Genomic DNA, 25572 nt, shown 5'->3' with positions numbered 1-25572 from the left:
AGTACGGACCGATGGGTGTCACCCGACCGCATCGCGGTGGCTTTGCCAGGCGGCATAGATGGTGAAGGCCAGGCCGATGAAGGCTCCGACAAGCCCGCCCAGGTAGCTGAAGTTATGCATCGTCCCGGCCCGGGCGAAAGCGACCGGGTCGGACACGTTCCGCCCCTCCATCCACCAGGGCAGATTGGCAGGATCAATGGTCAGCGTCGCCATCAACAGCGCGCCCAGCCCCATGGCCAGCGTGGCCACGACCACCAGCACGGACGCTTTCATATAGGTGCGCCAGAACACGTCATCACCTTTGACAAACAGCGCTGTAAGATAGATCGGCACGCCAAGGATCACGCCCATCCACCAGCTGGCCAGCGCCCCGACGGCCATCGCGCCGCCACGGTTGTGCAGGGACGGGTCGATCTGGAACTGAACGAATTTGAATTCGTGGAAGTAACCCGGCGACACGCTGTAGGAAATCTGGTTGTGCAGCGCGCCATAGATTGCCGCAAGGATGCAGGAAAACAGCAAAAGCGGCAGAAGATAGAGCAAACGGGTGATCATGGGGCCTCCAGCCAGTCGCGCGAACCGGATGGAAATTCCGGGCGGAAATAGGCGATCATGCGGCCCTCGGGCGGGGCCGTGGCGGCTTCGGCCCAGGGGGCGACGCCATGCAGCGCGTGACGGTGCACCAGAGTGGCCTCGCCCGGCTGCGCGGGCAGCGTGATGCGTGGGCAGGTTTCAAACACTTCGCGGCGTGCGGCCTGGTAAATCCCGGTCAGGTCAACCTCGGCCCAGTGTTCCTCGGGCAGCGATCCCAGCGCCGCATCAAACGCGGACCTCATGATCTTGTGGCTGCCTTCCCAGATCACCAGCGGGCTGGCATCGAGGGAGGTTTCGGTCAGTGGCAGGCCAAGAATATAGGCGTGACGTTCTTTCAGCATGCGCTGACGGTCGAGGCCGATGGCCAATAGCCCATCCACATGCGCCGCGTCGCGGTTCAGTCGATAGCGAAACGCGCCCTCCCCCTCGCCTTCGCGCGGACGCGGATAGCCCGGATAGGTCACCGAGACCTGTGCGCGGTGCAATGGAAGGGTGCCATAAAGATCGCAGGCCGTCTGAAACGCAGCGCCCGTCAGAGGCCCGGACCCGGCCACCGCGCCATCAGGCGTGTTGGGCAGCGTGTCGACGCCGACAAACCACGTGCCCTCGCATTGCAACCACTCGGCCCGCTGGTCCGGATCGGCCACGCCAGCTCTGGCCGCCGGCAGCGCATGCACGACCCAGTCGTGCACAGCGGCATCGACCGGGAAACGCACCCAACCTTTGTCTGTCAGCGCCTCTGGCATCCCGCATCGTCCTTGGTCAATGCCGCAAGGCTTACACCGGCGCCGGGCTAAGGGAAAGCGGTTCTGACCGGCGCGTTACAACCCGAGCGCGCGGCAGTCTTCGCGCGCGACCTCGGCGGCCCATGTCTTGAACGCCGCGACCTTGGGGGTGTCCCAGACATCGCGTTTCCCCAGCAGGCAGATCGCGCCATAGGGCGATGGGCAGATCATGTCGGGAAAAGGCGTGACCAGCGCGCCGGACGCCAGTTCATCCTGGCAGAACACGAGATCGGCCATGACGATGCCGGTGCCCATCACGGCCGCCTTGACCGCCATATCGAGATTGGGAAAATCATGCCCCGTGGACGGATCAACACCGGGCACATCGAACGCCTCTATCCACGCCGTCCAATCTAGATGGCGCGGGGTTTCGTGCAACAAGACGGCCTGTGCCAGATCTTCGGGCGAGGACAAGCCTGGGCCGGTTTCCAGCAGCGCCGGGGCACAGGCGGGGACCAGATGCACGGGGATCAGCGGGAGCGCCTCGAAGTCTTCGGCGCGTCCGGGCCAATGCTCGACCGAAAAGCCAATGTCGTAATCCTGCGCCAACCCGGCATCGGCGTGGAAATCCGTTGTCAGCCGCACCCGGATGTCGGGGTGGCGGCGCTGAAACCCTTCCAGGCGCGGGATCAGCCAGCGGAACGACGTGGCGGGCGGGCACAGCACGCGCAGTTCGGCCGCATCGGCGGTGATCCGTGTGACCTCCTGTGCGATATTTGCGAATGACTCTGACAGGACCGGCAGCAATCGTCGCCCCGCGGCGGTCAATTTCACGCCCTGTGCCTGACGGGTGAACAATGTGACGCCCAGATGCGCCTCAAGCTGTTTGACATGGCGGCTGATCGCGCCGCGGGTGACGTGCAGTTCCTCGGCGGCATTGATGTAACCTTCGTGCCGTGCGGCGGCCTCAAAAGCCCGAAGCGCGTTAAGCGGGGGAAGTCGCATGTCATCCTCAAGGGTTACTTTTTCTTATCCTACATAGGCGAAAGCTTGAGTTGCGTGCAAGGGTCTCCCCGAGTCATGAAAGGCAGCATGGACAACGGAGCAAAGCCCCAAATGACGGCGACATACGCACATCCTCACACCCTGTTTGAGCGCGTTAAGCCTCTGACAAAGCGCTTGAAATGCGCTTTTAACGGTTGGTTGCAACAGAAATCCGTTACGCCGAAACTGGAAGATCACCTTGTGCGCCTCACTGAAACCTCACCCCACCTGTTGGCGGATATGGGGTTCAGAGAGGATGACAACATTCTATCGTTGGAATACCGGCAATGGCGAAAGGATGACATTTTGATAAGGCTGGACTGTCAGTGTGAGACGGTGACAGTGCAGATTTGTGATCCTCGGCCGGACCTTCCTAGCCGTTGACCGGCGCCGCCACGTCGGGCGTCAGGGCGGCCAGCGCCTGTTCAACCAACTCAGGCCCTGCCCCGGGTCGCGTGGCCCCTTCCGACAGGATTCGCCGCCACGCCCGCGCGCCGGGGCGACCGGCAAACAGGCCCAGCATGTGGCGGGTGATCTGATGCAGGCGACCGCCGGCGATCAGATGCGCCTCGATATAGGGCAGCATCGCGGCCACGGCATCCTCGGGCGTGCGGTCCGGTGCGGTGCTGCCAAAAATCACGCGATCGGCGGCACAGAGCAGATCACCGGGTTGGTGATAGGCCGCGCGCCCGATCATGACGCCGTCAAGACCGCCCTCGAGGAAGGTTTTCGCCTGCTCCAGCGTGGTGATGCCGCCATTGACTGACAGGTGCAGCCCCGGAAACAACGTCTTCATATGGTGCACCAGCGGATAATTCAGCGGCGGAATATCGCGGTTTTCCTTGGGGCTGAGGCCCTGCAGCCACGCCATACGCGCATGGATGGTGAACCGGTTCACCCCCGCCGCCGCCACGCGCCCGAGGAATTCAGGCAGCACGTCTTCAGGGGTTTGATCATCCACCCCGATACGGCATTTTACCGTGACTTCAGCAGGTTGCGCGGCGATCATCGCGGCACAGCACTCGGCCACCAGCCCGGGATCTTTCATCAAGACAGCCCCGAACGTGCCCGACTGGACCCGATCCGAGGGGCAGCCGACATTCAGATTGATCTCGTCATAACCCGCCTCAAAGCCCAAGCGCGCGGCTTTGGCCAACTCCTCGGGATCAGACCCGCCCAGTTGCAAAGCCACGGGATGCTCGGCATCGTTGAATTCCAACAGATGCATTGCGCCACCCCGCACCAGGGCCGGGGCCGTGACCATTTCCGTATAGAGCAAGGTATGGCGCGTCAGCAGACGGTGCAGATAGCGACAATGCCGATCTGTCCAGTCCATCATAGGGGCAACCGAAAACCGGGCTGACTGAATGACGTTCTTTCTCAATGCCTTACACCTGAGCGCGTTGTTATTCTGTGACTGTTGGTCCGGTGTAGCGCGAAATGCGCGCGGGTTCGAGTCTGCTCTGAGCCAGATATTTAGGCGCGACAGCGGCGACAAGGCGCAGTAGTTTTGTAGGCAGTGATTTGGTGAGAGGATGTTGGTTTCAATGATCGTGCGAGCGTTTGTGATCTGCGCGTTTCTGGTGACCCTGCCGATGCAGGGCATGACCCAAACCCGCACAGCGGCGGAACAGCAGTTCCGAGGCTGGCTGGAGCAAACCGTCTGGCCCCGGGCGAAGGCCAAGGGCGTGAAGCGGGGCACCTTCGAGGCGGCCTTCGCGGGCGTCAAGCTGAACTGGAAACTGCCCGATCTGGTGATGCCGGGCACGAAGGCCGAGACCCCGCGCAAGCAATTGCAGGCCGAGTTCGGATCGCCCGGCAAATACTTCAGTCGCGGCGGGGTGAATGGGGCCACGTCGGTGGGGCGCACAATGGCCAAGCGCCATGCCACAGCCCTGAAGCGGACCGAGCAGAAAACCGGGGTGCCAGGCCGGATTATTCTTGGAATCTGGGGGCGGGAAAGCGGATACGGGCAGGTATCCATCCCCTATAACGTCTTTGAAGTTCTCGGAACAAAAGGGTTTATGAGCACAAGGGCCGCGTATTTCACCGACGAGCTGGTCGCCGCGCTGCAGATTGCCGAGGCCGGTCACGCACCGGGCCGCGCGATGAAAAGCAGCTGGGCCGGGGCGTTGGGGCAGCCCCAGTTCATGCCCAGCAATTTCCTGAAATACGCCGCCGATGGCGACGGGGATGGGCAGGCCGATATCTGGCGTTCTGAGGCCGACACGATTGCCTCGATCGGCAATTACCTGGCGCGTCATGGCTGGGTGAAAGGGCGCGATTGGGGGTTTGAGGTGCGCGTTCCGGCATCGGTGTCCTGTGCGTTGGAGGGGCCGGATCAAGGACGCAAGATCAGCCAGTGGGAAGAAATGGGGATCACACGCGTGTCGGGCCGCCCCTTCCCCGAGCATGAACGCCGCGCCGAAGGGTATCTGTTGATGCCTGCGGGGCGCAGCGGACCGGCCTTTATCGTGACGCCGAATTTTTATGTCCTGAAGGATTACAACACCAGTGACCTTTACGCGCTGTTTGTCGGTCATGTGGGCGACAAAATCGCGTATGGCGTGGGTGATTTCAGCGCCAGATGGGGCAATGTTGGCGGGCTTTACCGCTCGGACGTGGCGCGGATGCAGCAAGCGCTGGTGAAGCAGGGCCACGACGTGGGCGGCGTGGATGGGTTGCCGGGGTTCAAGACGCGCCGGTCTATTGGCCGCTGGCAAGAGGCGACGGGACAGGCCGCGACATGCTTTCCCGAGGCCGGGATGAAATCAACTTTGCGGCCATAAATATATTACAATCAATACCTTACGCTTCCGGCCCGGTTTGCTTGAAGGTCACGATGGGCCCCGGTTTCAGCCCGTCTTTTTCGCGATGTACCACGAGATTGGGGAAGCGTAGAGTGAGCGGTTTTGCATTATCACCGGGCTGCCAGGGTCGCTCGGTGACAACGCAGGTCGCGGGTTGGCCCGTGTAATCGTCGGCAGCCGGAACCTTTTTCATGAACCCGAAACTGCTGCGGATGACCTCTCTGCCCAGCAGGGCGGTGCCGGTCTGAACAACGAAAAGACCCTTTTGTCGGGTCAGGGCGCTTTGGCTTTTGCTTTCGGCCCAGACACCGCAGAGTGCGGTCATTCCGTTGATGTTCCGGGCCTCGGCCGCCACCGTGATGCCGCCGCCCGAAGAATAGCGCCCGCCATCCAGCACTGCATTGGGACCCAAAGCCTGACCCGTCACCCGGGGCAACGGGGCACAGGCCGCCATGCCAAATGTAGCTGCCGTGATCAAAGAAAAAAACCGTGTCATCGCAGAGCTCCGTCCGTCATGCGTGTCTTTGGAAGATAAGGACACCTGCGCGGAATGCAAAGCCCGGTCAGGATGTCACGACGCTGTTTTAAGAAATGTCTCGGCCTCGGCCAACACCTCGGGATACCATTTTTCAAGCGTCGGTTTGAATGCGTCGCGCAACCGTTCCACCTGTTCCGGTGTCAGTTCGTCACGCCAAACACCCGCCTGCCCTTTGGCGAAGAAGCTTTTCATATCTTTGGGTTTTTCAAAGAAACCATGCTTGTCTTCAAAGGCTTTCATGGCTTCGAAACTGCTGGCCTTGATCGCGCGGGCCAGCTTGCGGCTGTCCACCTGTACTTTCAGGAACTTGCCCAACAAGCCACGCATGGTTTTGGCCGGTTTGTCCAGAAGATCCTCGTAGCGCACAACGTAATGCGACAGCCCTTCTGCCGTTGTCCAGGAGGCTACGTTGTTATCCCAACTGCCCAATGCGTCATAGATTCCGTTCTCGGGCAGCCCAACGATCATGTCAGGATTGGTCATCACGCCGATCGTCGTATCAATGTCTGTCGACAGATGCCGCGCATATGACAGAACCACGTCAAACGGATTGCGTATGACATAGATCGCCGCCGCCGTTACCTCAGACGGGATCAGGTCCTGCCCCATGTAATTGACAGCCATGCAATGGGTTTTCACAAAGTGATGGTTCGGGCGGCTTGCCGCGATCATGCGCAAGGCCTTGGGACGGATGGTCAGCCACTCCTCAACGGACTTGTTGACAAAGGGCTCGCCCGCGGCGGCCTCATAGAAATCCCGACGGGTGTCACCTGTGGTAAACTGTCGTAAGTTATTGATATCCGGAGCTTTTCCATCAGGCATAAAATACTGTGCCAGCAGGTTTCTAAGCCATGTGTTGCCGGATTTCGGATAGGAGGCGAGCCAGATGATCCGCTGCAGATTGCTCATTCGTAATACCCATAGCGTTTCATGACGACACGGTGGTCGCGGCGGATGCGGCGCACCAGATCATTGTTCAATTCGTCTTTCCACTGCCCGCTGGTTCCCTTGGTAAAGAAGGACTTGGCCTGTTCGGATTTCTCGACAAATCCGTCCTTCTTTTCCTGTTTCGACAGCTCTTTGAAGCTTGAGAATTTCACGGCCTTTTTCAGGCGTTTATCGTCCAGCGGCATGCCAATGTGCTCGACGATCTTGGCGAAATGCACCTCGGGATCTTCCAGAAGGTCTTCATACCGAAGAACCAGAACCGGATAAGGGGCCGATGCAGTCCAGCTGTCGACGTGATCGGACCAGTTTCCAAGGAATTCCGCAGTGGTCGCGGTGGTCGCCGCATTCCCATTGTCCTTGTTGCCAATCCGTTTGACCGCCTCTTCCACGCTGGTCCCATAGTGGCGCGCGTAAGACAACACCATATCCAGCGGGTTGCGCAGAATGTAAATCGCCGATCGGGTAAACCTGTCGGGGATCAGTTCGACCCCGCGCGCGACCTTCTTGATGTTGTGGGTCTTGGTGAAATTCACATCGGCATTGTTGGCAACAATGCCGCGCAGCACCTTTTCCCGCAGCGACAGCACCAGTTCGATGTTGTTCAGATCAATCTGTCGGCCCGCCACCATATGATAGGTCTTGGCAATGGAATCCCCCATGCCGAAGCGATTTATCTGGTTGATCGGTATGGGTTTATCAGGGTTGACCAGATAGTTGGCAAGGAACGCGCGTGTCCAGGTGTTGCCCGACTTCGGATACGAGGCCAGCCAGACGATGCTGTTCTTCATGGTCTATTTCCCTGCGTTGATACAAATGCGTTGTACCAAACAAAAAATGGCAAGGAAGAGAAAACCCTTCCTTGCCATCAATTTTTTTAAGCGAAGCTTAGAAGCTCAGCTTGATCGCTGTACCCAGGACGGTGCCGTCTTGGTCAAGCGCGCTGTTGCCTTTGTCTTTGGCTTCTGCGTAGGCGATGTAGATGTCCCAAGCAACGCCAGGTGCCAGCTCGCGGCTGCCTGCCAGTTGGTAAGCTTGGTACTCTTCGTCAGCACCACCGGTACCGGAGTTGTCGTACTCACCCTGATAGGTGTCCAGGCTGAACGCCCAAGGACCAGGCATATCGTAGCTGACACCCAGGCTCCAACCAGTTTGGTCAACGCCCTGGTTACCAGCAGCACCACTACCGTTGTCGTTTTCAGCGTAGCTACCGCCAACTGCGAAGTCACCGAAGCCTACGTTGAAGCCGAGGGCCCATACGTCTGCGTCAGTACGAGCGCCAACGCCCGAACCTTCACCGTAACGTGCGCTCAATGCGACGCTGGTTGTGCCGAAGGTTTGCGAGTAGTTCACACCGATGTCCCAGATGTCTTCCAGGGTCGCGGTCGAGTTGTCGGCGATTTGTGTGCCGCCGTTGAAGGAGCCTGCGCCACCGTTGCCACCGTTGTTGTTCGGCGCGTACGACACACCAAACTGGATGCCGTTAAAGCGCGGCGTGATGTAGGTGATACGGTTGATGTCGTTGTTACCCGCAACTTCGGTGAAGGACGAGATGCCGGCCTGACGGAAGTTGAAAGGAACGACGCCCGACAGCGGCAGGAAGGCCGAGATCGAAGGCGAGTTGATGCCGATGCCGCCAACGCTGGGTGCGCCTGTCGACATGATGTAACCGGCGGAGTTTTCTGCACCGATCAGAACACGACCAAACGCATCGCCATCGATGAAGACGTAGGTTTCATCGATGTCAGAGTTCAGACGCGTGGTCGAGGTGGTTTGGTTCTGAGCTTCGAACTGTACGTTCGCACCGAAGGTCAGGCCGTTGTCAGCAGTGATGCTGGGCGTGAAGATGATTTCACCGGTGGTGAAGGTTTTCAGGCCGTCAAAGTCGGTTGCGCCGGTGTTGCCACCGTGATCAACGAATGCGACGTGGGCGTTCATAAACCCACCCCAGCTAACGTCCCAATCTTGGGCGGAAGCAGGTGCTGCAGCGGCGACGCCGAGGGCGATGGCGCTGGTGCAAAGAAGTTGCTTTTTCAAGGGTGTCCCTCCTCATAAGCAGGAAAGTTTCAAGTTACGCCGCCTCCGCAAGGACACGGCTTGAGAATGGAATGCGGCAAACACCCCCTCAGTGTCAACGAATGCCCCGATGGTTGGAGAGTTGTTACGAAGCCTGTGACGTTTAAACCACACAGCCCAGGTGTGGGGGGCAATGGATTCCACGATTTCAACTGGATTCTGACGAAATTTATGAACCGATTTGCCAGCATTAGGTGCCGGTTACAGAAAAACCACAAGATGTAGGGTGGCCCGGTTTACATCGCCAAATGGCCGATTCTGGCGCTTTTGGGTACAAACCCGGGCGGTATACGGGATGCAAGAGAATCACTCTGATCTCGGGCGTGATTATTTTGTCACGCCTTTCAGGCTCTGGCAGGTGAGGGCAGCCCCAGGATCGTCCGGGCTTGATCCGGCGTGGCAACGGGGCGTTCATACTGCGTACAAAGCGCGGCCGCGCGCGCCACCAGGGCAGCGTTCGAGGGGGCCAGCGTGGCCCGGTCCAGCCGGACATTGTCCTCAAGCCCGGTGCGCGTGTGCCCGCCCGCCGCGATGGCCCATTCATTGACCAAAACCTGATTGGCCCCAATTCCCGCGGCGCACCACTGGGCCTTGGGCGCACGGTCACGTATGATTTTCACATAAAAATCAAACACATCTCGATCCACAGGCATGGCGTTTTTCACGCCCATGACAAATTGCACGTAAAGCTGGCCGTAAAGAACGCCCTCTTTATGCAGCCGGATCGCTTGTAGAATATGGCTGAGATCAAAGGCCTCGATCTCGGGCGTCACATGATATGTACGCATCTCGCTGGCCAGCCAGTCGATCAGATCGGGCGGATTTTCATAGACCCGGGTGGGAAAATTGTTCGATCCCACCGACAGCGAGGCCATATCAGGCCTGAGGGGTAGCATTCCGCCCCGTGCAGTCCCCGCGCCAGAGCGCCCGCCGGTTGAGTACTGGATGATCATTCCGGGGCAATGGGCACGGATGCCTTCGCCAAGACGGGCAAAACGATCCGGATCGGAACTGGGGGTGCCATCGTCATTGCGCACATGACAATGGGCAATGGCCGCCCCTGCCTCGAAGGCGGCATGGGTGCTTTCGATCTGTTCGGTGACAGTGATCGGCACGGCGGGGTTATCCGCCTTGGTGGGCACCGAGCCGGTGATGGCGACGCAGATGATGCAGGGATTGGTCATGGGAGGTGCTTATCGGTTTTATTTTGGTTCGCCAATGTCTCTTGGGCGGACGGAGCGGACGTTCGGACCAGCCGCGCGATGGCCAGACCGCGGGATGGCGATCCAACGTTTATTTGACACGCTTTATGCCTGCCAAATCCGCAAAAGATCACTGCATCGCGCCAAGCCCTGCCAAATCGCCAGCCCTTGCGGTCGGTCTGGCGATCGCGCGGCGGCCTGCGGCCTTGATTCCGCGCGGGCGGGGATGACCGCAAAGGGCTTAGAGCATCCCCTTCTCTTCCAGTACTTTGCGCGCCGAGCGGAAACACTCCAGCCCCAGAGGTACGCCCGCATAGATGGCCACCACATGCACGATGGCGCGGATCTCTTCCTTGCTGACGCCGTTATTGATCGCGCCGCGGCAGTGGATTTCCCATTCATGGCTGCGCCCCAATGCGCCCAGCATGGCGAGGTTCATCATCGAGCGGGTTTTCGGCTCGATGACATCGTCACCCCAGCCAAAGCCCCAGCACCAAGCCGTCATCGCCTCCTGAAAGGGGCGGGTGAAGTCATCGGCGGCGGCGAGGTTCTTTTCCACATAGTCCGCGCCAAGCGTGCCTTTGCGCTGCTCCAGCCCTTTCAGAAACAGGTCTTCGTCAAATGTGCTCATGGGATTTCCTTTACTCAAAGTTCAGATGTCGATGGGGCGCAGGGCATAAAGATCATCCGCCGCGCTGAGAAGTTTATCGTGATCCCACAGGATATCGCGCCAGCCTTGCGGGATGCCCTCATAGCCATAGATGCGGCCCGCCAGTTGGCCAGCAACGGCCCCAACCGTGTCCGCATCGCCGCCCAGATTGACAGCCGCCAGAAGCACATCGCGGAAGGTCTTCCCTTGCGTGAGTGCCCAATAGGCGGCGTGGATTGTGTGCATGACATAGCCCGACGCCTCGTCCGGCGGTCCATCGGGGCGTGGCAGGATTGAGACATCGCCCTCGGTCATAAACTGCGCCATGTTGGCCGCGATGCGTTGGCACAGCGGGCTGGCATGGGTCAGGCGGCTTTGCAACTGGGCGACGGCCTGCGCCGCCTGAGCCCGGGCACCGTAGGCTAGCACGACGGGGGCCAGCCGCATTATGCCGCCATTGCCCGATTGTGCCTCGTCCGTGGGGCCCGCATAGGGGTTGCCATCGGCCAGAAAGCGATCCAGCGCCGCGCTGGTCTGGTTGCCGATGTCAAAGCAGGTGCCGGTTGACGACAGATAGCCGAAATCGCGCCAGTTCACGAAGCGGCGCATGGCATCCTCGGCGTCCCAGCCATTGGCCGAACGCAGCATCTGTGCCAGACAAAAGGCCATGGACGTATCATCGGTCCATTGGCCGGGTTTTAGCCCAAACGGACCGCCGCCGACGATTTCCGTGATTGGCCTGACGGACTCGCGCGGGACAAACTCCAACGTGGTGCCCAGCGCATCGCCCACGGCGAGGCCGATCAGCATCCCGCGCGCCTGATCCTGGGTGAAGGGTTTCTGCATTACTCATCCGCCTCTGGCATGGGTTCGCAGAACTTGCCGATCCTGGCCCGCTCGCAGGTGCCAGCCTCTTGTGCGGCGTCCTTGGCGTCCAGTTCGTCAATCCGCAGGCCCTTGTGGTGGTAGACAGGCTGCCCTGCCCCGCTAAGCCCGCGCAGACGGGCGGCGAGGCTGCGTTTCTTGGACACCTGATGCGGTTGGAAATCATCGTAGTCACGGGGGGTATGATCGCGGCCCTGAACCAGATCGCCTGCCGCCACGGCGCTTTCAAACAGGGCCTGTCCGGCAGGGCTGCGGGTGATCACGCCGTTAAAGCCTGCATCCTCGCCCACGGGCGCGCCACCGGGCCAGATATCCGCGGCGGCGATATCGGCCGCCTCGCCAATCGCGTCGGGGCAGATTTTGCACCGGCTTTGAATGCGCCACCCGGCCTCGTCCGCCCAGAGGTCAAGATAGGTCTTCTCGAACGCGCGACCGTCCTTGGTTTCCACGCGCGTCAGGCCCGGATTGCCATAGCCGCGATAGCGAAAGACGCTGAGCTCGTCCTCGTGAACGCCATATTCGTCCAGCAAGGCCTGTGATTTTCCCAGATCCGAGGCCCCGCCGCAGACCATGACCAGCACGGCAACCAGCAACTGATCAAGGCGAGGATCGGATTTGGCCCGTGCCCGCACGGCCCCGGCATCGCAAGGTTTGGCAATGATGGCAAAGGGTTCGCCCCGCGCCAGCGCCGCCTCAAGCCCGGCCAGCGTGTTGGTTGGGCCATAGCGGGACCCGGCGCGCTGGATCACCTGCTCGGACGTGTCGCTCATCACCCAACTGGAGCGCATAGGGGCCTTGGGATCAGCGGCGCAATGCAGGATGAACTGGGCTTGTTCCGAGTGCAGCAAATGCACGCCCAGCGCGGTCAGCACCCCGCCTGTGGCGGCGCGAAAGCGGGTGTCCGGATCGCCTGCCCATGCTTCGCCCATATGGGTGTAACTGCCCCAGACGGAATCATGGCGGGTGCCTCGCGCCTCGGCCTCGGCCACCACGCCGGGACAAGCGGCCAGAATAGCGACATCGGCATCGGGCGCCTCCGGGCCGCGCGGGGCCGGTCTCAGCCGTCCTTCGCGGGTCATGGTCATCGTCCAGCGGTCAGGGGCCAGCGCCTCGCATAAGCCACAACCGATACACAGGCCGTTTTCCACCACAGCGCGCACGGATTGGGGCGTGGTCGTCATGCCAGCATCTCGCGGATTGAAGCCTCGATATGACCCCCGCAATAGATGTCACCAAATCGCGCATCCGTATCGGCCCGCATCGCAACCAACGCCGGATGTGCATTGATACGCTCACACAACCCCGCCACGGTCGGGGCCTCGACCTCCAGCAGCAATCGCAGCGCGGGCAGTTTTTCCGTCATCGTGCCCCAGAGCGTGGCAGTGACCAGATCGGCCAGTCCCGGCGCCCCGGTTCCCAACAGATGCCCCTGCCCGGCCGTTAACCCGTGCCGCGTGCCAAGTTCCTCGAAAATCTGCAACCAGCGCGGCAACCGGTCTTGCATGAATGTCTCCCACTCACCGCGGGTCCACATCTGTGCGCCGCCCATCCGTGTGATGTTGTCGAGTACATCATTGGCATCGCCAATCGCCTTGTAGGTCAGCGCGACGCGTGCCGGATCGTGGGGCATCAATTCAAAGCGCGTGCCCAGATAACCCAGCACCGCGGGCAATTGTGCCAGCCAGAGATCGGCCTCATGATCATGCAACAGCGGCGGGCCCATATGCGGCACCGGCTGGTCGGCAATCGGTGCCGCCCGCATCCGCGCGACCTCGTCAGGCGATGTCTCGTCCCAGGATGCCCCACCAAAGGCCAGAACCGCGCGCACGAACTGTCCGCGAAACGGAAGGGGCCAATAGGTGAGCGTGTAATCTTTCATGGCTTACCGGATGCTGATGGCGACATTCTTGGTCTGGATATAGTTCCAAAGGGCTTCGCGCCCTTTTTCGCGGCCATACCCGGATTTTCCATAGCCACCAAACGGTGTTTCGACGCCACCTGCAAACCATTCGTTCACGAAAACCTGCCCGGCACGGAGTTTCTGGGCGGCACGGGTGGCACGATCGAGATCGCGGGTGAATACGCCGCCGACAAGGCCATACTCGGTGCCATTGGCGATCTCGATGGCCTGCGCCTCATCGCGGAAGGGCATGACGGACAGAACGGGGCCGAACACTTCTTCCTGCGCGATGGTCATGTCGGGGGTGACGTTTTTCAGCACCGTGGGTTCCAGAAAGGCGCCGGGGATGTTCATCTTGCGCCCGCCGATGGCGACGGTTGCCCCTTGTGCCTCGGCCTCGGCCACCATGGCGGCGGCGCGGTCGCGCTGGGGTTCCGAGACCATGGACCCCATGTTCAGGCCCGGTTCTGTGCGTTCCGCACCCGGCCCGACGGACATGGATTTGGCGACTTTCACCGCGCGCTCAACCAACTCGTCATGGCGGCTTTCATGGACGATCACGCGGGACATGGCACTGCATACCTGCCCGGCGTTGAAATAGATGCCCCAGCGGATGTCATTCTCGAACCGCTCAAGATCAGCATCGTCATGCACGATGGCCGCGGATTTCCCGCCCAGTTCCAGCACGCAAGGCACCACATTGGCGGCCGCCGCCGTGGCGATGGCGATGCCAGTCTTGACCGAACCGGTAAAGACGATCTGGTTAACATCGGGGTGGCCCGACAAGGCCGCACCGGCCTGATGGCCCCAGCCGCACAGGATATTGACCGCGCCTTTGGGCAGGCCCACCGCCTCGGCCGCCTCGGCGAAGATCCAGTTCGACAGCGGCGTCAGTTCGGGCGTTTTGATCACGCAGGTGTTGCCGGTGGCAAGCCCGGTAGAGAGTGAGCGGGCGGTCATTTCCAGCGGGTAGTTCCACGGGATAATCTGTGCCGAGACGCCGTAAGGTTCGTAATGGGTGAAGTCGAAATAGCCCTGCCCGAGCGGGATCGAACGCCCCTCGACGGTTTCGGCCTGATTGCCGTAATACTCAAAATAGCGCGCAGCCCCGTCGACCTCTTTCCGGGCCTCCCAAAGCGGTTTGCCTTGTTCGGCGGTGAGGACCTGCGCGATGTCTTCCTTGCGATCCAGCAGAAAGCGGCCAATGGCCTGCACGATCCGGCCGCGTTCGACCGGGTGCATCGCGGTCAGCACGCCCGACTGATGCACCCGCTTGGCCGCCTGCACGGCGCGATCCACATCGCCCTCGTCGGCCAGCGCGTGCTGGGCCAAAACCTCGCCCGTGCCGGGGTTGATCACGTCGACCCGGCCCGCGCCGCCATCGACCCAGGCGCCGTCGATATAGTTCTGCCAGTAGGATTTCATCGGTATTGGATCCTTTGTTCAGGCGGTGATACGATGGGCATAAAGCCGATCATAATGCGGTTTCATGCGGCGATGCACCTGTTGTACGCGCGGGGCGCAATCGGCCAGTTCGACATATTTGCGTTTTTGCGGGGTCAGCCCGGTCGAGGCGGCGAGATTGCCATGGAACGATCCGCCATCCCACCAGCTGTGTTCAGACGGGTTGCCACCCGGCTCCCATGTCAGGGCCTCGGGGAGAAAGGGAATATCCACGGCCTCGCAAAAAGCGCGGGTCATATCGTGCGGGTTTTCCAGCAGATCATCGCTGTCGATCACCGGCGGGGGTGTGCCATTCAGCGCCCAGAGCAGATCGAACAAGGCGCGTTGTTCGGGAAAGCCCACCTCGCCCTCGTGAAAGTCGGGCCATTTGGCATGCATCGAGGTGATGGTTTTGGCCGGGTCGCGGATCAGGAAAGCGTGGGTGAAGTGCGACAGAAAGTCCGCATCCCACATGTGATTGATATAATGGGGAAAGTCCTTGAGGAAGACCGGGCCCTTTTGGGCGCGGGCTTGAATATCCGCCCATACGCTGTCCAGCGTCAGGCCGGGGGTTGTCACCTCGCCCGGCTTGTAGCGGTGCCAGAGCGGCTCTTCCCCCTGATACCATGCCTCGCCAAAGGGTTCGTGGAGGCAATCCAGGTCGCCACGCTGGCGCATCATCCATTCAAAGGCGGTCGAGGTGGAACGGGGAATGGCCCAGAGGGCGACGATTTTATGCATGTTGTTCTGATCCTGTCGTAAGTCGGGACGTCGCCTGACCGCGGGATGGCGATCCAACGTAAGTTTGAAGGCGCTTTATCCCTGCAAAATCCGCACTCAGAACGAACGCCTCGCAACCATCGGCCAAATCGCCAGCCCTTGCGGGCGGTCTGGCGATGGTCCGGCGGCCTGCGGCCTCGATTCCGGGCTGAGTTACAATCTTAAGGGGCATGCAAACTATCCAACAACTGCCCTTGCGGTGTCACCGGTTCGACCCCCAAATCTTTGAAAATACGCCAATAAAGAGCCGTGTCATGGCCCACGACCGGCTTGCCCAGCGCGGCCTCTAGCGCCTTTGTCAGATGCAGCGGACGTTGCGGCAATCCATCAGGACCGGAACGGAAATTGCACATGCCGTTGATCAGATAAGCGTCCGCCCCGGGCGCTTGTTCGGCCACATATTCAAAGCTTTTCAGCGCCAGATCACCCTCGAACACCCAGCGATGATCATTCACCGCCTCCTGGCTGTCAAACCAGCCCTGATCGTGGAAATTCCCCGCCCAGAGCACGTCAAACCCGGCCTCTTTCAGAAAGCCCACGGTACCCTGCCACCAGGCGGACCAATGATAGGCGGCGTTGAGCGCGACCTTTTCGATATTCAACGCCCTCAGTGCCTCGACCATGGCATAGCCGGCCATGTGGAACCGCACACCATGCTTGTCCGAGAGCGCCTCGCAATGCTGGCGGATGCCCTCCACGCCCAAACCGCTGGCATGCACCCAATTGCTGCCCACCTGCCCGGCCACATCCACACCGTTGCGGGCCATGCAATGGACGAACTCATCCATCATTCCGAAATTCGCTTTGCGCTGATCCAGCCCATGGGCATAGTCGGGCACATGCAGCATCCAGCCATGCACGCCCACCGTTTCAGGGGCCATACGCAGGAAATCCGAGGGCGCGGCGTCGTAATCAAAGGGCGGGCAGGTAAAGCCCACCTGATGCGGGAAGAGCTTGTGCTCGGGCCGCCATGTTTCGGGCATCAGCATCTAGAGGGGCTCCGTCTGTTCGGACGATCCGGGGTACTTTGGCAGATCATCGGTGATTTCGATCCAGGGCAGCCGCTCGGCATAGTGAAAATGCGCTTGCGGAGCGAACCGCGTCGGGTCTTCCAGCGTGGCGGAATAAAGATGTGTCTCCTCCGGCCAGCCGGTGAATTGATAGGTCATCTGGGTGCCGCAGATTGGGCAGAATTTCCGTTTCACCCGACCATCCGATGTAGGGTGGGTTTGCAACTCACCTGTCCACGTGACCGAGGCACGGGGCACCCCGAAAAAGCTGGTGAAGGGCGAGGACGTGGCGCGCCGACAGCTGTCGCAATGGCAATGTCCGGACCAGAGCACGGGGCCTTCGGCGTGATATGTGACGGCCCCGCAAAAGCAGCGGCCTGACAGAGCGCTCATCCAGCCCCCTCTTTCATCCGCCAAAGCAGCTGATCAAAGCGGTCTTGACCATAAAACGGCTCGCCCTGATAGACCATAAGAGGAACACCCCAATGGCCCGCGTCCAGCATGGCCTGTGCGTTGGTGTCCAGCACGGGTTTGGCAACCTCCCATGGGGTTGCGGCCAGCACCTCGGCCATGTCCAGACCGGCAATGGACATAGCATGAGCCAGGTGATCACCTGTGTCCCAGCCCGGGGTGGAGGCGTTCCAGAGCATCCGCGCCACGTGATCAAGGAAATCCAGCCCCCGCCCTGCGTTACTGGCCCCGACAAAGAGCCGGTTCAGATGCTCGTTGCGCGGCTGATCCGGCGCAGCGCGCCAGCCTGGCCCGCTCTCAAACACGATCGGCGACGGGTCGGGATTGGCAAAAGGCAGGTCGAAAAAGGCGGCGGTGCGGGCGGTGTCGGCCTGAAAATAGGCCAGCTCAATATCGCCGCGGTCTTTGTACCGTTCAGGTTGGCGGATCACACCGCCAAGGACAGGACGGATGATCACATCCACCCCTCGCGCAGGCAGAGCGATCAACCGGTCCAGCAGGAAATAGCAATAGGCGCTTTGCAGCGAGTAAAAGACTTCGACCTGTCGTGTCATCTGCCTGTTTCCTCCTGGCGCGGATCAAGATTTTCGTACGAAAAACTAGGCGCGCTCAATATCAACCGCCTCGCGCATCCATCGCTGCAATGTCTCAACCGAGTGCTCGGAATTCACCCCGCAATTCGGGTCCAGCACCAGAGGGCCGGGGCGGTACCCTTTGGAGTTCAACCCGCGCTGCACTGATTCCACAAGGTGGATGTCTTCCTCGACAGTGGTTTGCCGATCCTGCACGGCCAACCCGCGGATCACATCCGATTCAACGCCACCTTCAGTGTACCAACCGCGATAAACCGTGCAGTGGTCCACGTCATGCGCGCGCCAGTGATAGGTGTTCAGAACGTTGCCCGGGTAACATTGGAAGCTGACCATCGGCCAGAGGAACCACGAGCGGTATTCATCTGCATGTTTCACTGACAGATCAATGGGATAGGTCATCGCGTCCATGCTTTGGCATTCGGTTGTGTGGCGCAGCACATAGCCTTTGCCCATCTGGGAAATGTCGTAGGTTTCGGGCTTGATCACCCCTTCAGCAAAGGTGGGGTGGTTGATCGGGCAGTGATAGCATTCGGAATAGTTTTCGACTGACACCTTCCAGTTGCAGTTTTCCTTGATCTCGACCCATTCCAGCGGGGCCAGCGCCTCGATATTGGGGACGTATTCCCGCAGTTCCTCGCGCACACCGGGGAACCAGTCGTCCATCGGGGCGGTGTCGGGGTCGAGATTGACGAAAATGAAGCCGTTGAAATCCTCGCAGCGCACATCCGTCAGGCAGATTTTGGAGCGATCAAAGCCCGGAACCGCCTTGATATTGGGTCCGGCACGCAGCTCTCCGGTCAATTCGTAGGTCCAGGCGTGATAGGGGCAGACCACCACGCGGGTAGAGCCTGTGCCGCTGACCAGTTCATGCGCGCGGTGCTGGCAGACATTGTAGAAACAGCGGATATCCCCGTCGCGCCCGCGAATGCAGAACAGGCTTTGGCCCGCGATTTCAAAGGCAAAATAGTCACCTGCATTGGGAATCTGGCTGGCATGGCCGGCCAATTGCCATGTGCGCATCAAAAGGCCATTCATCTCGGCCTCGAAAATCGTGGGATCGGTATAATACCGGGCGTCAAGGGAATGGACCAAGGGTGCGTTCATTCCGGTTCCTCCTGATAAATGCCAAGCTGATGACGACGTTTGTGGAAGGTTTCGACCCGCTCGACGATTTCTTCGCTGGAGACGGCGATCACGAAGCTGAGCAGCGTTTCCAGAAGCGCGATGGTTGAGACCGAGGACGGGAAAAATTGCGGGGTGTCGGCGGCGACGACAAAACTGTGATGGGCCGACAGGATGATCGGGCTTGCCGGGCTGTCGGAAATCCCGATCACCCGCACCCCCTGTTCGCGCGCGATTTTCACCGCCTCAATCACTTCCGAGCGGTAGGGATGGCAGGTGATGGCAATCAGCACGTCACGCTTGTCCGCCCAGGCCAGATCGTCGGTGGCGGTTGAGCCGGGGCGCGGGATGGCATGAAACTGCGTCATGCCGGTGCTGGCCAAGTAAGTGAAATTGCGGGCGTTGGAGTTGTTTACGCCGACGCCCAGGGTAAAGACATAGCGCGAGTTCCAGATGGTTTCCGCCGCCGCCTGCAGCTGATCGGCGCTGATCCCGGCGAAGGTTTCTTCGATGTTGCGGATCGCGGCCCCCAGAAGGTCGGCGTAAAGCCCGCCGAGGTCACCGGACTTGCTGATACCCTGAAGCCAACGAGCGCGATCCGGGAAACTGACCGCGCCCCGGCGGATCGCCTCGCGGAAGGGTTCGCGGAAATCGTCGTAGCCTTCGAATCCCACCTGTCGGGCCATCCGCACCAGTGTGTTGGGTTTGACGCGCGCGGCCTCGGCAATTTCGCGCACCGAAGACACCCCAACATCCTGAGGGTTTTCAAGCACATAGCGCGCAGCTTTCTGCGCCTCGGGCGTCAAGGCGTCCCACTCTTCGGTGAGGCGTTCTAAAACCTGTGATGATACATTTGTGTCATTCATGATTGACGACGGTACAGATGTACGATTAGCCTGTCGAGAGGAAAACGACTCGTCAGAACAGGAAATCGAGATGCCGGACAAATCATTCCCCAGCCACGCCCGCGTGGTCATTGTTGGCGGCGGCGTTATGGGGGTGGGCCTGGCCTATCACCTGGCCCATGAGGGGTGGAGCGATGTGGTTCTGCTGGAGAAAGCCGAGCTGACCAGCGGGTCCACTTGGCATGCTGCCGGACAGATCACCCATTCGACCAGTTCTTTCGGGTTGGGCAAATGCGTGGACTACAACATTGGCCTCTATTCCGGCGCGCTGGAGGCCGAGACCGGTCAGGCGGTGACATGGCATGGCTGTGGGTCGTATCGTCTCGCTTATACAGAGGACGAAATGGACTGGCTGCGCCATACCCTGTCTGTCGGGCGCAGCCTTGGGTTTAATATCGAACTGGTCGCCGTGGATCACATCGCCGCCAACCACCCGTTTTACAATCTCGATGGGGTTCTGGGTGCGCTTTACACGCCCGATGACGGCCATGTGGACCCCACCAATGTGACCATGGCGATGGCCGCCGGGGCCCGGCAGAAAGGCGCGCGGATCATCCGCCAGTGTCGGGCGACGAATATCACCCAAGCCGACAATGGCGAATGGGTGGTGGAGACCGAAAAAGGCACCATCACCTGTGAACATGTGGTCAATGCGGGCGGCACCTATGCACGGCAAATGGGCGAATGGTCGGGGCTGCAACTGCCTATGACCTCAATGACGCACCATTATTTTGTGACCGATGAGGTGCCCGAGTTCCAGAATCTGGACAAAGAATTGCCCGTGATCCGCGATGACAAGAAGGTCTCGGGCTATATCCGCATGGAGCAAAAGAAGGGGCTGATCGGCATTTATGAAAAGGCCAATCCAAATTCCGTGTGGCATGATCATTGCCCGTGGGAGTACGAAAACTGGCTGTTTGATGCGGATTATGACCGAATCATGCCTTGGCTGGAAGAATCGCTGAACCGCATGCCGATCTTCGCCGAGCTGGGCATTCAGCGCGATGTGCATGGCGCGATTTCCCACCCGCCCGATGGCAACCCGTTGATCGGCCCTGCGCCGGGGGTGCGCAATTACTGGTGCTGCTGCGGCACGCAGATCGGCATCGGCTGGGGCCCCGGCTTGACCCGTGAACTGGCCCGCTGGATGGTGCATGGCGCGGCGGATATCTCGATGCGGGACTATGATCCGCGCCGCTTCGGGTCTTACGCGAACAAAGAGTGGCAAGTCATTAAAGCAGAAGAAGATTACTGCCTGCGCCACGAAATCCCCTTCCCGCATTTCAACCGGCTTGCCGGGCGTCCGATCAAGCCATCGCCGCTCTATGAACGGCTGAAGGAAAAAGGCGCGGTTTATGAAGAGGTGTTTGGGCACGAGCGCCCGCGCTGGTTCGCCAGGAACGGCGTGGCGCAGCAGGACCATTATTCGTTCAAGCGCAACGAGGTGCACGATATGGTCGCGCTTGAGTGCAAGGCGGTGCGCGAGGCCGTTGGGATCATGGATGTCACGGCCTTCACCAAGGTCGAAGTGTCGGGCCCGGATGCCTATGCGTTGCTGGACCGTCTGACCGCCAACCGGATGCCGCAAAAAGTGGGTTCGATCACGCTGACCCATATGTTGAACCGGCGCGGCCGGATCGAGTTGGAGACCACCATCGTGCGTATGGCCGAGGATCGGTTCTATCTGGTCTGTGCGGCGTTCTTTGAGCAGCGCCTGATGGATCACCTGACCCATAACCGTGAGGGCGAGGATGTCACCATCACCGCCCTGTCCGAGGATTGGTCGGCCCTGTCACTGAACGGGCCGCGGGCGCGCGATGTGCTGGGCCAATGCACCGATGCGGACCTGTCCAATGCCGGGTTCCGCTGGCTTTCGGCGCAGGAAATCACGGTGGCAGGCCACAAGGTCTGGGCGTTTCGGATGTCCTATGCGGGCGAGCTGGGCTGGGAATTCCATATGCCGGATACGGCCTGTCTGGATGTCTATGACGCGCTTTGGGCCGCGGGCGAGGTCCATGGCATCATGGATTACGGCAGCTTTGCCATGAACGCCATGCGCATGGAGAAAGGGTTCAAGGGGGCCGGAGAGCTGACCAACGAGGTCACCCTGCCCGAGGCCGACGTGATGCGCTTTGCCAAGCTGGACAAAGACTATCTGGGCGTTGAGGCCACCCGCGCCAGCGCCGCCAGCGATCTGCCTTGGGTCTGCGCCTATCTTGAGATCGACCCAGATGGCATCGAGGATGGCCATGGCGGCGAGGCGGTGTTGCTGGATGGAAAGGTCGTGGGTTCGACAGCCTCTGTCGCCTATGGGCACACGGTGGGCAAGATTCTGGCCTTTGCTTACATCAAGCCCCATGCCAACGTGCCGGGCACCGAAATCGAGGTGATCGTGGCCGGGCAACCGCGCAGGGGGCGCATCCTTGGCGCACCAGCCTACGACCCGGAAAGCAAACTGCCGCGCACCGACGCGGTGATGGAGACCACATGACAAACCTGCCCAAAACAATGAAAGCCATGGTTCTGATGGGCCATGGCGGGCTTGAGCAATATGAATGGCACGAGGACTGGCCAACCCCCACGCCCGGTCCCGATGACGTGGTGATCAAGGTGGGAGCCTGCGGACTGAACAATACCGATGTGAACACCCGCACGGGCTGGTATTCCAAGGCGGTGGACGAGGCCACGACCGGGGGCGCTTATGGCGAGGTCAACGAGGACGACCCCACCTGGGGCGGTCGCCCGCTGACCTTCCCGCGCATTCAGGGCGGCGATGCGGTGGGCCGGGTGGTTGCCGTTGGCGCGAATGCCGATGCAGGGCTGATCGGCAAACGCGTGATGGTCGATGGCTGGATGCGCGATTGGGACGATCCCGACAACAAGGACAAGACCGGCTATTTCGGCAGCGAAAAAGATGGCGGATACGCCGAATACACCATGGCAGATCGCCGGGATGTGGCCGTGGTGGACAGCGATCTTTCAGATGCCGAGGTGGCGACGTTCCAGTGCAGCTATTCCACGGCCGAGGGCATGTTGGAGCGCGCCCATGTGACGGCCAAAGACACCGTGCTGGTGCCCGGTGCCTCGGGCGGGGTTGGCGGGGCATTGGTGCAACTGGCCAAGCTGCGCGGCGCGCGAGTGATCGCGATGGCCTCGGAAGCGAAACACGATGAAGTGGCCAAATGCGGACCGGATCGCATTTTGCCGCGCAGCCCAGACGATCTGCGCGCGGCCCTTGGCGACGAGAAAATCACCGTCGTTGCCGATGTGGTCGGCGGCGATTACTGGCCCCGGCTGATCGACATCCTGGAGCGCGGCGGGCGCTATACCTGTTCGGGGGCGATTGCCGGGCCGATGGTCGAGCTGGATTTGCGTACCTTCTATCTGCGCGATCTGACCTTCACCGGATCGACCGTGATTCCCCAACAGGTGTTTCACAATCTGGTCGCCTATATCAGCGCGGGGAAACTGACCCCGATGCTGGCGGCCACCTATCCTTTGAAAGACCTGCGCGAGGCCCAGCAGGCCTTCATCGACAAGCGCCACACCGGCAATATCGTGGTGACGCCATGACGGATGCACGCTGGAGCACCGTGTTGGATCAGGCCCGGGCGGCCCATGCGGCGATCCCGGCGTTGCAGGATTTCTGCCCCTTCCCCGACCCACTGCACCCGCAAGACGTACGCGCACAACACGATCCGCTTTGTGATCGGATGCAGGACGATCCGGGGCTGACCAGCGACGGGTTTGCAGGCTTTCGCGATGCGCTGATTGCCGCGGGGCCTCTGGGGCAATGGCGGGATACATACCGCGATGCGCCGATCGGCGACCATTTGCATTCGCATTTCGGCACCTACGAGTTTCTGGGCCGCGATGCGCCGTTTGGCACCGGTGAAATGCGCGGTTTCATGGTCTATCAGACGCCGGGCTATCACTACCCGCTGCATCACCATCCGGCAGAAGAATTGTATCTGGTCCTGGCTGGAGAGGGCGAATTTCACGTGGAGGGTGAAGAGAGCCGCATTCTGCGCCCCGGCGACACGGCCTTTCATGCCTCCAACGTGCCCCACGCCCTGACCACCCATGACAAGCCGGTCATGGCCTATGTGCTGTGGCGCGGAGACCTGCTGACCAAGCCGGTCTTCACCTACCCTGAGACATTGGAATGACCCAGCGCGCGGCCCTTGATACCCTGTTGCAAGCCGCACAGGACTGGCAAGCGGCCCTGCCCGAGATGGCGGCATTCACGCCATGGCCCAACGATTTGCGTTACGTCCCGCGCGCGCCACACGCCCTGCCCCATCTTGATGTCCTGCACAGCAATCCCGGCACCACCACCGAAACCGGCCTGCCCCTGCGCGATGCCGTGCTTTCAGCCGCGCCGTTTCTGGAGTGGCGCCATACCTATACCGAGGCCGAGGTGGGGCGGCATTACCTGGATAATTTCGGCTGGTTTGAACTGGCAGGCCCCGAGGGGCATTTTGAAACGCACCAGGCGCGGGTTACTTTTGGTTATTGGGGGCCGGGGCTGTTCTATCCGCGTCACCAGCACGGGCCGGAGGAACTCTATTCCATTGTCTCGGGCCGGGCGATCTTTCACGCCGATGGCGAGACAGATGCCGAGATCGCTGCCCAAGGCACCCGGCTGCACCAGTCCAACCAACCCCACGCGATGACCACAACCGACGATCCCATCCTGACCATGGTTCTGTGGCGCGGCGCGGGCCTTGCTGAAAGCCCAAGGATGAGCGCATGAAAATCGCGCGGATTGATATCTTTCAGGTGGACCTGCCGGTCAAAGGCGGGGTTTACCGGCTGTCGGGTGGGCGCGAATACACCAGCTATGACGCCACGATTGCGCGCGTGACCACTGAATGCGGTCTGGAAGGCTGGGGCGAATCTACACCTTTTGGAGCCACCTACATCGCCGCCCATGCCGAGGGCACACGCGCGGGAATAGGCGTGCTTGCCCCGGGATTGATTGGCACTGACCCACGCCACCATGATCGCCGCTGGGAGGGGATGCAGGCAACGCTGAAAGGCCACCGCGACGCGCGCTGTGCGCTGGATGTGGCCTGCTGGGACACCGCCGCGAAGGCCGCCGGTCTGCCACTCTGTGATATGCTGGGCGGCCGTGTGAACGAACCGGTGCCCGTGATCTCGTCCATCGGCGGGGACACACCCGAAGCGATGCGCGCCAAGGTCGCCGCTCACCGCGCCCAAGGCTTCGTGGGCCATTCGATCAAGATCGGCGCGGGTGAGGCCGAGGGCGGCCCCAGCCTGGACGCCGAACGCATTACTGCCTGCCTGGCGGATCGCCAGCCGGGGGAATGGTTTCTGGCGGATGCCAATAATGGCATGACGCCCGAAAGCGTTCTGCGGATGTTGAACTTGTTGCCACAAGGGCTTGATTTCGTTCTGGAAGCCCCCTGTGCAGGCTGGCGCGAGACCCTTTCGTTGCGTGCCCGCTGCGCCGTGCCGATCCTGCTGGATGAGCTGATCCAGAGCGAGGCGGATATCGTTCACGCGATTGCGCAGGATGCCTGTGACGGGGTCGGCCTAAAGCTGTCAAAACAAGGGGGCATCACGCCGATGATCCGTCAGCGCACGCTGGCCGCCGGCGCGGGCATGGTGATGTCGGTTCAGGACACGGTGGGCAGCGAAATCAGCTTTGCCGCGATCCTGCATATCGCCCAATCCACGCCCCGTCCCCTGCTGCGCTGTGCGCTGGACCCGCGCGCGATGGTCGAGATCGAAGTGGCCGCGTTTGATGCGCCTGTGATCGACGGGGGCGTCACTGCCCCCAACACGCCGGGCCTTGGGGTCACACCCGACATGTCGGTGCTGGGCGCGCCTGTGGCCAGCTATGGGGGATGAGCC

Annotated in this window: 26 protein-coding genes; 6 read left to right on the top strand and 20 right to left on the bottom strand. The window is 60.9% G+C overall.

All coding sequences use genetic code 11. From position 1 onward, the window contains the following. Positions 1-18: 18 nt before the first annotated feature. The 4 genes from V6N02_RS15775 to dusA form a co-directional block, all read right to left on the bottom strand. Entirely contained in the window at positions 19-555 is a 537-nt protein-coding gene (locus V6N02_RS15775) for a hypothetical protein (protein ID WP_371226924.1), read from the bottom strand. After that, positions 552-1340: a hypothetical protein gene (locus V6N02_RS15770; protein WP_371226922.1), complete on the bottom strand. Its 789-nt coding sequence runs from the start codon at positions 1338-1340 to the stop codon at positions 552-554. The genes V6N02_RS15775 and V6N02_RS15770 overlap by 4 nt, the downstream gene beginning before the upstream one ends. A 75-nt stretch (positions 1341-1415) precedes the next feature. Beyond that, entirely contained in the window at positions 1416-2324 is a 909-nt protein-coding gene (locus V6N02_RS15765; protein ID WP_371226920.1) for a LysR substrate-binding domain-containing protein, read from the bottom strand. Positions 2325-2736: 412 nt separating this feature from the next. Beyond that, complete coding sequence (dusA, locus tag V6N02_RS15760; protein WP_371226918.1) at positions 2737-3747, bottom strand: tRNA dihydrouridine(20/20a) synthase DusA; 1011 nt, start codon at positions 3745-3747, stop codon at positions 2737-2739. Positions 3748-3958: 211 nt separating this feature from the next. On the opposite strand from dusA, the gene V6N02_RS15755 reads away from it, so the two are divergent. Beyond that, the gene (locus V6N02_RS15755) at positions 3959-5152 is read left to right on the top strand and encodes a lytic murein transglycosylase (protein ID WP_371227161.1); all 1194 of its coding nucleotides are present in this window, start codon (positions 3959-3961) and stop codon (positions 5150-5152) included. A 19-nt stretch (positions 5153-5171) separates the two neighbouring features. Here V6N02_RS15755 and V6N02_RS15750 read toward each other — a convergent pair whose 3' ends face one another. From V6N02_RS15750 to V6N02_RS15675, 16 genes are all read right to left on the bottom strand, one after another. Then, positions 5172-5669: a hypothetical protein gene (locus V6N02_RS15750; protein WP_371226916.1), complete on the bottom strand. Its 498-nt coding sequence runs from the start codon at positions 5667-5669 to the stop codon at positions 5172-5174. 75 nt (positions 5670-5744) lie between these two features. Continuing rightward, complete coding sequence (locus V6N02_RS15745) at positions 5745-6620, bottom strand: sulfotransferase domain-containing protein (RefSeq protein ID WP_371226914.1); 876 nt, start codon at positions 6618-6620, stop codon at positions 5745-5747. Next, on the bottom strand, positions 6617-7447 hold the full coding sequence (locus V6N02_RS15740) for a sulfotransferase domain-containing protein (protein WP_371226912.1): 831 nt from the start codon (positions 7445-7447) through the stop codon (positions 6617-6619). The genes V6N02_RS15745 and V6N02_RS15740 overlap by 4 nt, the downstream gene beginning before the upstream one ends. Before the next feature lie 97 nt (positions 7448-7544). Beyond that, complete coding sequence (locus V6N02_RS15735) at positions 7545-8693, bottom strand: porin (protein ID WP_371226910.1); 1149 nt, start codon at positions 8691-8693, stop codon at positions 7545-7547. Positions 8694-9076: 383 nt separating this feature from the next. Further along, positions 9077-9916 carry a 3-oxoadipate:acetyl-CoA acetyltransferase gene (locus tag V6N02_RS15730; RefSeq protein WP_371226908.1) on the bottom strand — a complete coding sequence of 280 codons (840 nt, stop codon included), beginning with the start codon at positions 9914-9916 and terminating at the stop codon, positions 9077-9079. 259 nt (positions 9917-10175) lie between these two features. Then, positions 10176-10565, bottom strand: a complete 390-nt coding sequence (locus tag V6N02_RS15725) for a carboxymuconolactone decarboxylase family protein (protein ID WP_371226906.1) — start codon at positions 10563-10565, stop codon at positions 10176-10178. Positions 10566-10586: 21 nt separating this feature from the next. Beyond that, positions 10587-11429 carry an ADP-ribosylglycohydrolase family protein gene (locus V6N02_RS15720; protein ID WP_371226904.1) on the bottom strand — a complete coding sequence of 281 codons (843 nt, stop codon included), beginning with the start codon at positions 11427-11429 and terminating at the stop codon, positions 10587-10589. Continuing rightward, positions 11429-12649 (bottom strand): Coenzyme F420 hydrogenase/dehydrogenase, beta subunit C-terminal domain, encoded by a 1221-nt coding sequence (locus V6N02_RS15715; protein WP_371226902.1) that lies wholly within the window; start codon positions 12647-12649, stop codon positions 11429-11431. Before V6N02_RS15715 ends, V6N02_RS15720 begins: the two co-directional genes overlap by 1 nt. Further along, entirely contained in the window at positions 12646-13347 is a 702-nt protein-coding gene (locus V6N02_RS15710; RefSeq protein ID WP_371226900.1) for a glutathione S-transferase, read from the bottom strand. Before V6N02_RS15710 ends, V6N02_RS15715 begins: the two co-directional genes overlap by 4 nt. A 3-nt stretch (positions 13348-13350) precedes the next feature. After that, positions 13351-14793, bottom strand: coding sequence for an aldehyde dehydrogenase family protein (locus V6N02_RS15705; protein ID WP_371226898.1), 1443 nt, complete (start codon positions 14791-14793; stop codon positions 13351-13353). 18 nt (positions 14794-14811) lie between these two features. Then, on the bottom strand, positions 14812-15552 hold the full coding sequence (locus tag V6N02_RS15700; RefSeq protein WP_371226896.1) for a sulfotransferase-like domain-containing protein: 741 nt from the start codon (positions 15550-15552) through the stop codon (positions 14812-14814). Positions 15553-15752: 200 nt separating this feature from the next. Then, positions 15753-16580 (bottom strand): hypothetical protein, encoded by an 828-nt coding sequence (locus V6N02_RS15695; RefSeq protein WP_371226894.1) that lies wholly within the window; start codon positions 16578-16580, stop codon positions 15753-15755. Beyond that, entirely contained in the window at positions 16581-16994 is a 414-nt protein-coding gene (locus tag V6N02_RS15690) for a GFA family protein (protein WP_371226892.1), read from the bottom strand. It abuts the gene before it with no gap. Further along, entirely contained in the window at positions 16991-17626 is a 636-nt protein-coding gene (locus tag V6N02_RS15685; RefSeq protein WP_371226890.1) for a DsbA family protein, read from the bottom strand. The genes V6N02_RS15690 and V6N02_RS15685 overlap by 4 nt, the downstream gene beginning before the upstream one ends. Positions 17627-17671: 45 nt before the next feature. Then, positions 17672-18769: an aromatic ring-hydroxylating oxygenase subunit alpha gene (locus V6N02_RS15680; protein ID WP_371226888.1), complete on the bottom strand. Its 1098-nt coding sequence runs from the start codon at positions 18767-18769 to the stop codon at positions 17672-17674. After that, a complete protein-coding gene (locus tag V6N02_RS15675) occupies positions 18766-19653 on the bottom strand; it encodes a MurR/RpiR family transcriptional regulator (RefSeq protein ID WP_371226886.1) in 888 nt (295 codons plus the stop codon). The genes V6N02_RS15680 and V6N02_RS15675 overlap by 4 nt, the downstream gene beginning before the upstream one ends. Positions 19654-19723: 70 nt before the next feature. Here V6N02_RS15675 and V6N02_RS15670 point away from each other — a divergent pair, with 70 nt between their 5' ends. Genes V6N02_RS15670 through V6N02_RS15650 form a run of 5 tightly spaced genes read left to right on the top strand, consistent with a single transcriptional unit; the run spans position 19724 to position 25569 of the window. Further along, a complete protein-coding gene (locus V6N02_RS15670) occupies positions 19724-22183 on the top strand; it encodes an FAD-dependent oxidoreductase (protein WP_371226884.1) in 2460 nt (819 codons plus the stop codon). Next, a complete protein-coding gene (locus V6N02_RS15665; RefSeq protein ID WP_371226882.1) occupies positions 22180-23265 on the top strand; it encodes an alcohol dehydrogenase family protein in 1086 nt (361 codons plus the stop codon). Before V6N02_RS15670 ends, V6N02_RS15665 begins: the two co-directional genes overlap by 4 nt. Next, the gene (locus V6N02_RS15660; RefSeq protein WP_371226880.1) at positions 23262-23861 is read left to right on the top strand and encodes a dimethylsulfonioproprionate lyase family protein; all 600 of its coding nucleotides are present in this window, start codon (positions 23262-23264) and stop codon (positions 23859-23861) included. The genes V6N02_RS15665 and V6N02_RS15660 overlap by 4 nt, the downstream gene beginning before the upstream one ends. Then, positions 23858-24448 (top strand): dimethylsulfonioproprionate lyase family protein, encoded by a 591-nt coding sequence (locus tag V6N02_RS15655; RefSeq protein ID WP_371226878.1) that lies wholly within the window; start codon positions 23858-23860, stop codon positions 24446-24448. Before V6N02_RS15660 ends, V6N02_RS15655 begins: the two co-directional genes overlap by 4 nt. Further along, the gene (locus tag V6N02_RS15650; protein WP_371226876.1) at positions 24445-25569 is read left to right on the top strand and encodes a mandelate racemase/muconate lactonizing enzyme family protein; all 1125 of its coding nucleotides are present in this window, start codon (positions 24445-24447) and stop codon (positions 25567-25569) included. Before V6N02_RS15655 ends, V6N02_RS15650 begins: the two co-directional genes overlap by 4 nt. Positions 25570-25572 lie beyond the last annotated feature (3 nt).

The organism is Roseovarius conchicola, assembly GCF_041403425.1.
GTDB classification, from domain to species: Bacteria; Pseudomonadota; Alphaproteobacteria; order Rhodobacterales; family Rhodobacteraceae; genus Roseovarius; species Roseovarius conchicola.
The sequence above is the reverse complement of the archived record's forward strand: the minus strand, read 5'-3'. Positions and strand labels throughout refer to the sequence as shown.